A 12,000-nucleotide genomic window follows, 5' to 3' on the forward strand; every position below is an offset into this window, starting at 1 on the left:
GCCACCCGCATCCCCGGCATGCTTGTGGCCGGGGCCATCACTGAAAGCTAAGGTTCCCTACGATGGCGCGACCATTTCGTGCGGCATATGTCGCAGCGGCCACGGCAACCGTCTACTCGGCGGTGACGGGGCGGGACCGATGGCAGTGGGCCACAAAGCCTTTGCTCATGCCGCTGCTGGCCGCCGACCTGCTGCACAGCGGTGCGCGGCTCGATCGCACGGAGCGGCGGGTGCTGCTCGGCGCACTCGGCGCCGCGACCGTCGGGGACATGCTGCTGATTGATCCGGACGATGATCGTCGATTGGTCGCGGGCGCTTCGGCTTTCGCGGTGATGCAGACCGGGTACTCCGCGCTGTGGTGGCGGCGGGGCGCGCGGCCGCGTCCGGCGATCGCGCTGCCACGGGTGGCCGCGTGGGTGGGCGCCGGTGCGCTGCTACGGGCCAAGGCGCCGAATCTCGCTGTGCCGCTGTCCTCTTACGGCGCGGCACTGGGCGCCGCCGCGGTCCTCGCCTCCGATCCCAGCTTGGCCCCGGACGCGAAAAATATTGCGGGAATGAATCTTCCGAACCGCGATCCCCGCAGCCGCCTCGGCCTGGGCGCGCTACTGTTCACCGTCTCCGACGGCCTGATCGTGCTGCGTCGCCTGTTCGCCCGCACCGACCGCTCCCGCCGAGTCACGGAGGGCGCCATCCTCTCGACTTACGCTGCGGCACAGTACTTTTTGACCGATCCCCGGGTGCACTCGAGGCTAAACCGTCTCGCCGACATGGATTCTCGACTGGTCGATCGGTGTGACGTCGAAACGATGGTGCCACGGTAGGTTTCCGAGCAGGGGACATATCAGGCGACGAAGCGGGGTGGTTCAGCCTCGCAACCGCAGCACCGCCAGGACCCGGCGGTGATGCGTATCCGATGGCGGCAGTTCCAGCTTCGAGAAGATGTTGCCGATGTGCTTCTCGACCGCGCGCTCGGTGACGGTGAGCGACTGGGCGATGGCGGCATTGGTCAGGCCCTGGGCCATCAGCTCCAGCACCTCGCGCTCGCGCGGAGTCAGCCGGGCCAGCGAATCCTGTTGGCGTGCCGCGCCCATCAACTGGCTCACAACTTCCGGGTCGAGGGCGGTGCCGCCGGTGGCGACGCGCTGCAGGGCGTCGACGAACTCGCGCACGTCGGCCACCCGGTCCTTGAGCAGATAGCCGACCCCGCTCGCCCCGCCCGCGAGAAGTTCTGTGGCATACCGGGTTTCGACCCACTGGGAGAACACCAGCACACCGACATCCGGGAACTTGCGGCGCAGCTCGATCGCGGCGAGCAGGCCCTCGTCGGTGAACGACGGCGGCATCCGCACATCCACTACCGCGACATCGGGCCGGTGCTCGGCGATCACCTCGCTCAAACGTGTTGCGTCACCGACCATTTCGACGACCTCGTGGCCGCGGTCGCCGAGCAGCCCGGCCAGACCGTTACGCAGGATCGCGCTGTCCTCGGCAATCACGACACGTAAGGCATTCATTGCGGCCCCTCGATCGGCAGCGTCACGGTGACGACGGTAGGCCCGCCCGCCGGGCTGTCCACGGTCAACGCTCCGTCGACCGCCCGGGCCCGCGCGGACAGCCCCGACAATCCGCCGCTCACCATGGTCTCCCCCGTGGGGACGGCGGGCTGCAGCACACCGCCGTGTCCGTTGTCGCGGACGGAGACGGCGATGGCGTGCCCGCCCGTCGGCAGCACCGACACCCACGCGCTGGTGGCGCCGGAATGCTTCACCACATTGGTGAGTAGTTCGGCGACCGAGAAGTAGGCGATCGCCTCGATGGCCGGATTGGGCCGTTGCGGCAGTAGCACTCGCAGTTCGACCGGCACGGCGCAGCGGGCGGCCAGCGTCTCCAGCGCCGGTTCCAGGCCCAGTTCCAACGCGGGCGGATGGATGCCGCGCACCAGTTCCCGCAGCTCGGCGAGGGCCTCCTTGGAGCTGGCGTGGGCGTCGGCGATCAGATCCGTGGCATCGCCCCCGGCGGCGATGCGCTCCTCGGCGCGGCCGAGCGCCATGGCGATGGTGACCAGCCGGGCCTGGGTGCCGTCGTGCAGGTCCCGTTCCATGCGGCGCAGGGTGGCGGCCGAATCCTCCACGGCGACCTTGCGGCTCTCCTGCAGCTCCACCATCCGGCGATCGCGGGCGGTCGGGGTCAGCAGGGCCAGCGCCAGCAGCCGGTGCAGCCAGGCGACGCCGCGCACCAGCCAGGGCAGTGCGAAGCACAAGATGATGCCGATCGCGGCCATGCCGAGCGCCCGCGGCCAGGTGTCGACGTAGAAGTCGCCGAACTGGAACAGCGAATGATGTTCGCGCCCTTGATCGTCGACATTGATCGGATGGAAGACCGCCCACGGAATGGGGGAGATCGCGGTGAATACGGTCATCGCGATGAACACCAGGACGACGTATCCGGCGAACAGGCCGAGCACCACCTCGGCGATCAGGAAAACCAACGCTCGCCAGGACGTGCGATCGGTGAACGCGCTGCGCAGCCAGCCGAAGAAACCGCGCCGCGGCGCGAAGTCCGGCGGCGCGGGCATCGGCGTATCCAAGAGAACGGAACCGAGCGCGCGATGGATCCGGCCCCAGATCCGCCCGCCCAGCAGCACCAGCGCCAGCAGCGGGATGCCGATCAGCGCGATGGACATGTAGAGAGTGGCGCCGTACCCGAAGAACAGGTACATGATCGCGATGCCGCCGAGCACGAAGGCCGCGATCAGATAGGCCAGTTCCTTCCAGGTCCGGGCCTCGATCGGCGCGCGCAGGATCGCGCGGGCCACCCGTGCGGCGGTCAGCGGCGGCCGGTCGGTGCGCTCGAGCACCAGGGTCGGTTCGGCGAAGGTCTCGGTCATATCTCCATGCTGGTCGCGGGCCCGGCCGGATTCGAGGGAGTGACCCACCGAATCGGTGGTGTGGCCAGCTACACCGGGCTGTCGGCATCGATCATCGCGCGGCGTGGTTCCAGGGCGCGACGGGGGTTGTGCCCGCGACCTCGATGGCGACCACCAGCCGGGACGCACGGTTACGATGACCCAGGTGAATTACCCGCCGCCGCAGTACGGCTATGGCTACCCGCAGTACCAACCGCCTGAGCATCCCCAGGCCACCACCATTCTCATCCTGGGTATCGTGAGCCTGCTGTGTGGCCTCGTCGGGCCGTTCGCCTGGGTGATGGGGCGCCGGGTGCTCACCGAGATCGACAACTCCGGCGGCATGTACGGCGGGCGCTCCACCGTGCAGGCCGGTTATGTCCTCGGCATCGTGTCGACAGTGCTGACCCTGCTCGGCCTGCTCATGCTGGTCGGCTACGTCGTCCTCATCGCGGTTTTCATCGCCAGGGCGCCCGCGTGAGCGAGCTTGCGAGCGAACCGGCACCACAGCGCGCATCGCGCACGATGGAGCCGAGCGCCAGCGAGGTGGAGTCGTGAGCGGGACCGTACGCGGTACCGAAATGACCGTGCGGCACGATGACGGTGTGCAGTGGCGGGAAGACGGTAACCGAGGGCGCGAGGCGGGTGTCCGAGGGCGCGAAGACGATGCCCGAGGGCGCGAGGCCGGTACCCGAGGGCGCGAAGACGGTAGCCAGGGGCACGAAGCCCGGGAAGATGTAGCGGCGCAACGGGAGAACGGGGCGGCGTACCCGGAGGGCGCGCACCTGGACGACTCGCACACCACCGGTCCCACCGAATGGGGAGAACACCCGCATGGAATGGGTCCGTGGGTGGAGGAGTTCGGCGCCACACCGCCGGACGACCAGCGCCTGGATCCGGAATTGCTCGCGCACGGCGATCGCCGCAATGTCGTCGACGCCTACCGGTATTGGACGCGCGAGGCGATCGTGGCCGATATCGACCGCCGCCGCCACCCCTTCCACGTGGCGATCGAGAACTTCGGGCACGACGCCAATATCGGCACCGTGGTGCGCACCGCCAATGCCTTCGCCGCCGCCGCGGTGCACATCGTCGGCCGTCGCCGCTGGAATCGCCGCGGCGCCATGGTCACCGACCGCTATCAGCACATCGTGCACCACCCGGACGTCGCGGGCCTGCTGGAATTCGCCGACCGCGAGGAACTGGCGGTGGTGGCTGTCGATAACGTCCCCGGCTCGATTCCCTTGGAAACCGCACGGCTGCCCCGCAATTGCCTGCTGCTGTTCGGTCAGGAGGGACCGGGCATCACCGACGAGGCCAAACAATCCGCGGTCATGACCGTCTCCATTGCCCAGTTCGGCTCCACCCGCAGCATCAACGCCGGTGTCGCCGCCGGAATCGCCATGCACTCCTGGATCCGCCAGCACGCCGACCTCACCCGGGCCTGGTGAGAATCACCGAACCCGCAGTGCACCAACACCTTTCCCGCAACTCGGGCGTTGTGAAGCCGGAGCGGCGATCGGTCAGGTGTCCTCACGTTTGATCCGGTCACGGATCGCCTGAACGGTCCGGTCTTTCGGCAACCGCTCCGGCCAGGCCATCGCGAGCACCAGGACAACGAGCGGTATGGCCACCACCACGATCAGACCGACCTGCCAGCTCACGACGCCTCGCGGTCGGCCACACCGCCGCTGTCTTCGCCACCGTAAACAAACTCCATGTAGAACCCCGGGCGACCCTCCGGATCGGTATCGCCGTAGTCCTGCACCTCCAGTACTCCACCGGGAAACTCGAAAAGCCTTGTGCGCCAGTTCATATCGACTCCAAGGATCGATCGATCGTGAGCCATCCCGGTCTGGGTTCGTCCTGCGTACGGCCTGGACGAGACCGGCAAGCGTCCCAGGCGTCGAGTGCAACTCGGACGCTACGAAGCCACCCGGAACCCAGTCGATGAGTTTGCGAATGTTTGCCAAAATTCCCCGATTCGAATCGAGTTCTGGCAATCCGAGCGAAGATAGACCTGTCGGTCAGACCGGCCGACATCGAGATAGGGGGCCGAAACATGTGTCTGAATCTCACGTTCCTTGGGAAGGGTGGCTCGGGAGACCGGGACTGTCCGAGCCTGTATGCCACAGATCCAGGCTTCTTGATCGTCGGGTGGCGCACCGAAAAGTCCGAAACTGTCGAGATTCCACATCTGCTGCTCGGATATCTTCCGCACGAATCGTTCATCCGCGCGACGTTGATCGACACCGGGCGAGGGACATTTACTGTCACCGGTGAGCCGGTGACCGATTCTCAGATGATGGAGAAGCTGAGTATGGAAAGCTACGAGGCTGCCATTGAGGTGCCAAAGGCGGAAAGGACATATTTCGGTGTACCTGCTGACTGACAAGCCATTCGATGATCTATTTCGCCGATGCACTGGCGATGCGTTTCACCTGGAGGTTCGGGACTCGTACGGCGTTCCGCAAGAATCCGAACCATTTCAGCGATTTCTCGACGGCGAGCCTGAGCCGGATTACGGTGAGCGGCCGTGGGTCGCGTTCATGCGCTCCGTTGCCGAGCGAGGCGTCAAGGTCAGCCGAGTACGGGTTGTAACGGTGCCCCACAGTGACTATCAGCGATGGCTCTTTGGGGTGACTCGAAGCAACGTGGAGGCAGGTGAAGACATACGATATTTGCCGCGCCATCTTGCGGGTGAGGTTCCATCGGATGATTGGTGGCTGTTCGACACCGAAACGGTTGCCTTCAATCTTATCGATCGAGATGGGAAGCCAGCCGGTGCTGGCATTACGGAAGACCCCCGGATCGTCGAGTATTGCAATGAAGTCCGAAGGCGGCTCTGGGGACTCGCGACGCCGTATCAGGAGTACATTTCGCGATCGGATGAATCCGTCCGGCTGTGACTGATTCTGTTCGTGAAGCGAGAGAAGCCTTCGGTCGGAGGCTTCGCGAGATGCGTCGAAATTCTGGACTCACCGGACGCCAGCTTGCCAACTTGGCAGGCTGGCACGAGTCCCGGGTATCGAAGATCGAATACGGAAAAGCTCGGCCGACCATCGCGGACCTGAGGGCCTATTGCATACACACGGGTCAGATCGATCAACTACCTGACCTGACAGCGACATTGAACAATGTGGAAGCGGCATATCTCGAATGGCGGCGAATACTCGGCACTGGCACGAAGCGAGGACAACAGGAATCACTGCGACTTGCTCAGCAGACAGAGTACATGCGAGCGTATCAGCCGATACTGATTCCTGGGCTGCTTCAAACGCCTGAATACGCCGAGGCGGTATTGGCCCACTCGATCGAATTCCATAAGATACCGGACGATTTGAGTGAGGGTGTTGCCAAGCGGATGGAACGGCAACGGATCCTGTACCGAGGTGGCCGACGTTTCCATTTCATCATCGGAGCGCAGGCTCTCCACAATGCTGTCGGTAGTAACGACGTAATGGCCGGACAGCTGGACAGGCTGTTCGTTGCGATGAGCTTACCGACTCTGCATCTGGAGATCCTTCCGTTGTCTGCGGAACTCCCGATGCAGACAACGAATTTCGTGATCTTCGATGATCGTATGGTCACCGTGGAGGCCGTTTCAGCGGAGTTGACGATCACGCAGCCCCGGGAGATCGCGTTGTACCGCAAGATGTTTGCTCAACTCGCGGAGCGAGCGGTCCACGGGGAGGCAGCCCGCGCATTGATCAAAGCCGAACTGGACAGACGCCGATGACGGCGTGCGGCGCAGGTCCGAAACTCGCGAGGCTGTTCACGGGTCCTACCTGGGGCAGGTGTCGTACCTGTCGCGCAGCTGCCGTTGCAGGGTGATGGCTTCGGGGGTGTAGTACTTCTCGGGGTCGCGTTCTCCCGCCGATTTGGTGTTGTAGGTGCAGCCGCCGATGTGGACGCTGCCTTGGAACTTCGGTTCGCTATTGGTGTTCGACGGGCGAGGTTGTTCCCATTCCAGCAGCATCGGGTGTTCCGGATCTGGTGTGGCGGTGTCGATCAGCGACACCAATCGGGCGTGGGCTTCGGCGGAGTTCGCCGTCGCGACCTTCATCCGTGCGATGCGGCCGGACGTGACGTCCACGCTGCGGACGGGTAGGGGCGAGCGGGAAAGTATGTCGCGCACTCGGGAATCGTCGTCGGCGGAGAACGGGAAGTCGACCTTCCAGGCGATGTCGGTGCGCACCGCTGGGAAGACCCGCACCGGTACCGGTTGATCGCCGATCACGGAGCGGACGGCGCTCAGTACGGAATCGTCGGCGGCGTCGTGCAGGGTCAGTTCGGTGCCGAGATCCGTTCGGGTCCAGTCGATCCGGCTTTCGGTGGTGGTCGGGGGCGGCAGTGCGGATCGGATCTCTCTGATCGCGCGGGCATCGCCTCCGACCAGTGCCGGGGTCACGAAAACGTGGCGGTCCGGCTTGTCCGTGCGATGTTCGACAGTGCCACCGCCGACGGAGAAACTCGCCGATCGCTTGTACTCGTCGAAGTGCTGCCGGTGACTGTCGGCGACCCACGCCGCGACGGCCTCGATCTGGTCGATCGTGGCGGCGTGCATATCCACTGAGACGGACGTGGTGACGCCCTGGGTGATGTCGTTGCTGTAGTTCACATATGCGCTGGTCACTCCGGGCAGCGCCCGCACCTCCCGCTCCAGTTCCTGTGCCTCGGATTTCCGGTCCGGCGCGCCCGTACACGCCCCGAGTGCGGCAGCGGCGATTGCGATGGCGGCGGCGATCCCGACTCGCAACACTGCCTCAGCGCCCCCTGCCCGGCGGCAGAACGCCGCGTACGGGGTGCGACTGCCGAGTAGAGGGCTGCACCCGGGCCTGCCCGCGAACCGCTCCGCCCAAGCGCCGATTCGACGGTGCACCATGCCGATTCCGTAAGCCCATGCGTCGAGCATTCCGCACCGGCGGACGCGACGAATCGGGGGAACTACTCGAGTCGGCCGGTGCGATGCGGCGAGTCGCGCGCCGAGGGCGCTGCGCGACACCATCTTTCGCCGCAAACGCCAAAACGCTCCGGGCGTCGTCGACCGGAGCGCCGTCCCCGCATCTCAGCGCGGGTGCCGGACGTCCGGTGCGCACTGACTCCCCCTTCGCGCCAGTGCACACCGGACGAGGCCTACGTCTACTTACGTAGACACAGACCGTCCCATGTACGTTGGTATATGTCAATGGCTGTGTGATGTACTGTCGTCAAAGCTGCCGATACTCGGGACGGAGGGGCCGTGGGGGACGAGCACACACCATCCGGCGGTCCGGAGGGGGTGTCGACCGACCTGGCCGACAAGATCAATCGGCTGTTCGAGGTGATGCATCGGCCGTCCGAGCCGCAGCTGTCGAATGCCGCTGCGGCGGAGGCGATCACGAGCGCGACGGGCACGTCGATCAGCCCGGCCTATCTGTGGCAGTTGCGCTCGGGATTGAAGACCAACCCCACCGTCGCGCACCTGCGGGCGATCGCGCAGTTCTTCGGCGTCCCCGCGTCCTACCTGCTCGACACCGGCACGGACGACGCGCTCGATTCGCAGTTGAGCCTGCTTCAGGCTATGAAGGATGCGGGCGTGCGGAATCTGGCCCTGCGCGCGTCGGGTCTGACCCCGCGCACGCTGTCCAGTATCGCCTCGATCGTCGACCGGGCCAGGGAGCTGGAGAATCTGCCCCCGGTCGACTCGCAGGGCGCCCGGCGCCGACCGGCAGACGAAGGACAGGCTCGGAACGGACCGTAATGGGAACATCGGCCAGGCGAATCAGGAAGGCGCTCGAGCGGCTGCCGATCCCGGATCCCTGGGACCGCGATCGGTTCGTCGCGACCGTCGCCGAACTGCGCGGCCGTCCGATCACCCTGGTCCCGATCGGCGCGCTCGGCGTGGTCGAGAGCCCCTGCGGCCTGTGGTTGATGCGCGAGGACGACGACGTGATCGTCTACGAGGGCGGGACCTCGGAGTACCACATCGACCAGATCGTGTGCCACGAGGTCGGGCATATGGTGCTCGGTCACGACCGTGCCTATCCGGCGGGAGACGGCGGTCCGCCGGGCGATGCGACCTTGCGGGCCCTGCTGCCCGATATCGATCCGTCCGCCGTGCGGGCCGTGCTCGGCCGGTCCGGTTACGGCAGCGGGATGGAGCGCGAGGCGGAACTGTTCGCCACCATGGTCATGGTCTCCTCGGCGCCGGGCGCCCGGCGGCAGAACCTCCGCAACGTCCTGTTCAGGCAGCGGTGACGTCGTCGGTCTCGGCCGCGATCGCCTGGCCGCTCATCGGCGTGCTGGTGGTCGTGGTGGCGGTCCGCTGGCGCTGGTTCAACGGTAGCGGCGCCGAGCAGTACCTCAACACCACGCTCACGGTTATCGCCGCGACCCAACTGCTGCGCGAGCACGCGGTGCAGCAGGCAATCGCCACGGTGTCTCCGGTGACGGTGACCGCCGTGCAGCAGTTGTCGCTGTGCACCATCGTCGCGTCGGTCGGGCCGTTTCTGTGCGTCATCGATCTGCTCTCGGGGAAGTGCCCGGCCGTCGTGCGGCGGCGACAGTTCGCCTATTACGGTCTCGCCGCGCTGTTGTCGATCGCGATGCTGGTAGCGGGGTCGCGGGCGCGGCGGGAAGGACAGCCGGTCGAGGTGTCCGGTGGCATGGCGGAGGTGTTCGTCTGGGTGGCGTTCGCCGTGCTGCCGCTGTACCTCGCCTCCCAGATGATCCGGCGTTGCCGAGCGGAGTTTCGGCAGCCCGGCATCACCGGGGGCGAGCGGGCAGTGTTGGCGGGGATCGCGGCGGCGGGTGCGGCGATCGGCGTGACGACCGCCGTCGCGCTGATTCTCGCGGTGCTGCAGGAGTTCGGGGTCGTCGATTCCGTCGAGTACCGGCTGCAGACGAATTCGCGGAACTTCTTCTGGATCGCCACCGTCATCGGGGTCGTCGCCGCCGCACCGCTGGGTAGATCGCTCGGCGAACTCCTCGGCGTCGACGCGACGAGCCGCCGCTGGCGTCGCCTGCAGCCCCTGTGGCGGTCGATGACCGGCCTGTTTCCCGACAGCAGGCTCCCGCTGGACGACGAGCCGCCGCCGCGCCGGGCCACCGTGCTGCAGCTGCACCGCACGGCCGTCGAGATTCGCGACGCCATGCTGGAGCTGCGCCCCTGGTTCCGCGAGATCGATTCCGCCGTTCTAACGAGATTCGTTGCCGCCGAGCACATTCCGCAGTCGGAGATCGATTCCGCGAACCATGCGCTGCGGCTCGCTTATGCGGTGCGCCTGTGCTGCGCCCCGGGCGACGCCCCGGGCGACGCCACCGAGATGCCGCTCTCGTCGGCGCCTGCCACGCTGGGGGAGGAGGTCGCCGAACTGGTCCGGCTCGCCGCGTGGTGGCCCGCCGCGTGCCGGTTCGTCGCGAGCCACCCGCCCGATACCGCCATCGACACCATGCCGGAACCGGCCCGGTGAACAGGGGAATCGATATGACAGAGCTTTCGACGGCGGTGCCGCAGACCCTGCCGCATCCGCCCTACCGCCTGCCGCTGCTGGGGGACGTGCTGACCACGGACTTCGCCAAACCCTGTCAGCGGCTGGCGCGGCAGGGGCGGGAGCTGGGGCCGGTCTTCGAACAGAAGCTCTTCGGATTTCCCGCGACCATCGTCACCGGGGCGGCGGCGATCGAGGAGGTCAACAACGAGCAGCTGTGGGAGAAGCACATCGGCCATTCGCTGATGAAGCTACGGCCGCTCGCGGGGGACGGGCTGTTCACGGCCTTCAATCGAGAACCGAACTGGGCCAAGGCACATCACGTTCTGGCCCCCGCGTTCACCAAGTCCGCGATGGCCGACTATCACGCGACGATCGTCGGCGCGGTACGCGAGCTGACCGAAAGCCTGGACGGGTGCACGGATCGGATCGATATTCCGGAGCGTGCGAATACGCTGACGTTCGAGATCATGGCGCGGGCCGGGTTCTCTCATTCGTTCGGCTCGATGGCCGATTCGCAGCGAAATCCGTTCGTGGCGGCCATGGTTCGGGAACTGACCTATGCCAACCGCCGCACCGATGTGCTGCCCTGGTTCGAGCGGGTCTTCCGCCGGGCCGACCAGCGGCGGCACCTGGCCGATCTCGTCCGCGCGCACGAGTTCGTCGATGCCATTATCGAGGCGCGAAAAGCCCAGCCGCACAGGGGTACCCGCGACATTCTCGATCTCATGCTGGACGGTGTGGATCCGGACACCGGCACGGGTCTGGACACCACCAATATTCGCAATCAGATCCTGACCTTCCTCATCGCGGGCAGCGAGACCTCCGCCAACACCATCGCCTTCGCCCTGCACTACCTGGCCGTGCACCCGCGCTTCGCGGACGACATCCGCGCCGAACTCGACCAGCGCTGGCCCACAGCGCAATTCCCCGGCATCGGCTTCGAGGACGTCCCGAAGCTGCGCTCCCTGCGCCGCGCCGTCGACGAGACGCTGCGGCTGTGGCCCACCGCCCCCGGCTACTTCCGGCGCGCCAAACAGGACACCACACTGTGCGACGGCAGGTACCGATTCCGGCAGAAGGACTGGGTGCTCGTGCTTCTGCAGGCCGCGCACCGCGATCCGGCCTGGGGGCCCGACGCCGATGATTTCAACCCCGACCGCTTCCTGCCCGACAACCTCCGCGCCCTGCCCCCACGCACCTACAAACCCTTCGGCACCGGCCCACGAGCCTGCATCGGCCGCCAATTCGCCCACCACGAAATAGCCGTCACCCTGGCCGCCCTCCTCCACCAATTCGACCTGGACCCGGACCCCACCTACCACCTCGACGTCCGAGAAACCTTAACCCTCAAGCCATCCGGCCTCCACCTGCGTTTCCGGCCCCGCACCCGCCCCTAGCCCGGGAGCCCCTCCGTTCCCTGAGCCCGCCCAGCTCAGCCAGTCCGTTCTGCTCGTCATCCTCGCCACGTTCAGCTCATGCGTTCCCGGCACGTTCGGCTCTGCGTTCCCGGCATGCTTTTGGTTGGGATCCACTCCGCTGGCGATCGATTCCGGCCGTAAGACCGTGTCTTACGTGGTTGTGATCCGGTTCGGATGCGTCGGATCCGGTTGTGCTGCATGA

16 protein-coding genes are annotated in these 12,000 nt (G+C 66.3%); 10 read left to right on the plus strand and 6 right to left on the minus strand.

The annotated features are described in order from the left end of the window. Positions 1-62: 62 nt before the first annotated feature. Complete coding sequence (locus tag ACYVLQ_RS24890; RefSeq protein WP_460699933.1) at positions 63-821, plus strand: lysoplasmalogenase; 759 nt, start codon at positions 63-65, stop codon at positions 819-821. Between the two features lie 42 nt (positions 822-863). On the opposite strand, the gene ACYVLQ_RS24895 is transcribed toward ACYVLQ_RS24890, so the two are convergent. Continuing rightward, entirely contained in the window at positions 864-1,514 is a 651-nt protein-coding gene (locus tag ACYVLQ_RS24895) for a LuxR C-terminal-related transcriptional regulator (protein ID WP_460699934.1), read from the minus strand. Beyond that, positions 1,511-2,887: a sensor histidine kinase gene (locus ACYVLQ_RS24900; RefSeq protein WP_460699935.1), complete on the minus strand. Its 1,377-nt coding sequence runs from the start codon at positions 2,885-2,887 to the stop codon at positions 1,511-1,513. The genes ACYVLQ_RS24895 and ACYVLQ_RS24900 overlap by 4 nt, the downstream gene beginning before the upstream one ends. 184 nt (positions 2,888-3,071) lie before the next feature. Here ACYVLQ_RS24900 and ACYVLQ_RS24905 point away from each other — a divergent pair, with 184 nt between their 5' ends. Beyond that, positions 3,072-3,386, plus strand: coding sequence for a DUF4190 domain-containing protein (locus ACYVLQ_RS24905; RefSeq protein WP_460699936.1), 315 nt, complete (start codon positions 3,072-3,074; stop codon positions 3,384-3,386). Here ACYVLQ_RS24905 and ACYVLQ_RS24910 read toward each other — a convergent pair. Then, on the minus strand, positions 3,364-3,705 hold the full coding sequence (locus ACYVLQ_RS24910; protein ID WP_460699937.1) for a hypothetical protein: 342 nt from the start codon (positions 3,703-3,705) through the stop codon (positions 3,364-3,366). The two genes, ACYVLQ_RS24905 and ACYVLQ_RS24910, sit on opposite strands and share 23 nt — an antisense overlap. A gap of 39 nt (positions 3,706-3,744) precedes the next feature. Here ACYVLQ_RS24910 and ACYVLQ_RS24915 point away from each other — a divergent pair, with 39 nt between their 5' ends. Then, complete coding sequence (locus tag ACYVLQ_RS24915; RefSeq protein WP_460699938.1) at positions 3,745-4,356, plus strand: TrmH family RNA methyltransferase; 612 nt, start codon at positions 3,745-3,747, stop codon at positions 4,354-4,356. A gap of 72 nt (positions 4,357-4,428) precedes the next feature. Here ACYVLQ_RS24915 and ACYVLQ_RS24920 read toward each other — a convergent pair whose 3' ends face one another. Further along, complete coding sequence (locus ACYVLQ_RS24920; protein WP_460699939.1) at positions 4,429-4,569, minus strand: hypothetical protein; 141 nt, start codon at positions 4,567-4,569, stop codon at positions 4,429-4,431. Beyond that, positions 4,566-4,721 (minus strand): hypothetical protein, encoded by a 156-nt coding sequence (locus tag ACYVLQ_RS24925; RefSeq protein ID WP_460699940.1) that lies wholly within the window; start codon positions 4,719-4,721, stop codon positions 4,566-4,568. Before ACYVLQ_RS24925 ends, ACYVLQ_RS24920 begins: the two co-directional genes overlap by 4 nt. Before the next feature lie 330 nt (positions 4,722-5,051). On the opposite strand from ACYVLQ_RS24925, the gene ACYVLQ_RS24930 reads away from it, so the two are divergent. From ACYVLQ_RS24930 to ACYVLQ_RS24940, 3 genes are read left to right on the plus strand one after another with little or no spacing between them, the layout of a single operon-like run. Then, on the plus strand, positions 5,052-5,297 hold the full coding sequence (locus ACYVLQ_RS24930; RefSeq protein WP_460699941.1) for a hypothetical protein: 246 nt from the start codon (positions 5,052-5,054) through the stop codon (positions 5,295-5,297). Further along, on the plus strand, positions 5,281-5,814 hold the full coding sequence (locus ACYVLQ_RS24935) for a DUF6879 family protein (protein WP_460699942.1): 534 nt from the start codon (positions 5,281-5,283) through the stop codon (positions 5,812-5,814). The genes ACYVLQ_RS24930 and ACYVLQ_RS24935 overlap by 17 nt, the downstream gene beginning before the upstream one ends. Next, positions 5,811-6,644: a helix-turn-helix domain-containing protein gene (locus tag ACYVLQ_RS24940; protein WP_460699943.1), complete on the plus strand. Its 834-nt coding sequence runs from the start codon at positions 5,811-5,813 to the stop codon at positions 6,642-6,644. Before ACYVLQ_RS24935 ends, ACYVLQ_RS24940 begins: the two co-directional genes overlap by 4 nt. Before the next feature lie 45 nt (positions 6,645-6,689). On the opposite strand, the gene ACYVLQ_RS24945 is transcribed toward ACYVLQ_RS24940, so the two are convergent. After that, the gene (locus ACYVLQ_RS24945; RefSeq protein ID WP_460699944.1) at positions 6,690-7,667 is read right to left on the minus strand and encodes a hypothetical protein; all 978 of its coding nucleotides are present in this window, start codon (positions 7,665-7,667) and stop codon (positions 6,690-6,692) included. Between the two features lie 564 nt (positions 7,668-8,231). Between ACYVLQ_RS24945 and ACYVLQ_RS24950 the strand changes: the two genes are divergently transcribed. The 4 genes from ACYVLQ_RS24950 to ACYVLQ_RS24965 are packed head-to-tail and all read left to right on the plus strand — an operon-like array spanning position 8,232 to position 11,777. Continuing rightward, entirely contained in the window at positions 8,232-8,648 is a 417-nt protein-coding gene (locus tag ACYVLQ_RS24950; protein WP_460699956.1) for a helix-turn-helix domain-containing protein, read from the plus strand. Then, complete coding sequence (locus ACYVLQ_RS24955; protein ID WP_460699945.1) at positions 8,648-9,145, plus strand: hypothetical protein; 498 nt, start codon at positions 8,648-8,650, stop codon at positions 9,143-9,145. The genes ACYVLQ_RS24950 and ACYVLQ_RS24955 overlap by 1 nt, the downstream gene beginning before the upstream one ends. After that, positions 9,142-10,359 (plus strand): MAB_1171c family putative transporter, encoded by a 1,218-nt coding sequence (locus ACYVLQ_RS24960; protein ID WP_460699946.1) that lies wholly within the window; start codon positions 9,142-9,144, stop codon positions 10,357-10,359. The genes ACYVLQ_RS24955 and ACYVLQ_RS24960 overlap by 4 nt, the downstream gene beginning before the upstream one ends. 14 nt (positions 10,360-10,373) lie before the next feature. Continuing rightward, entirely contained in the window at positions 10,374-11,777 is a 1,404-nt protein-coding gene (locus ACYVLQ_RS24965; RefSeq protein ID WP_460699947.1) for a cytochrome P450, read from the plus strand. Positions 11,778-12,000 lie beyond the last annotated feature (223 nt).

The sequence above is a fragment of the Nocardia thraciensis genome (assembly GCF_054782435.1).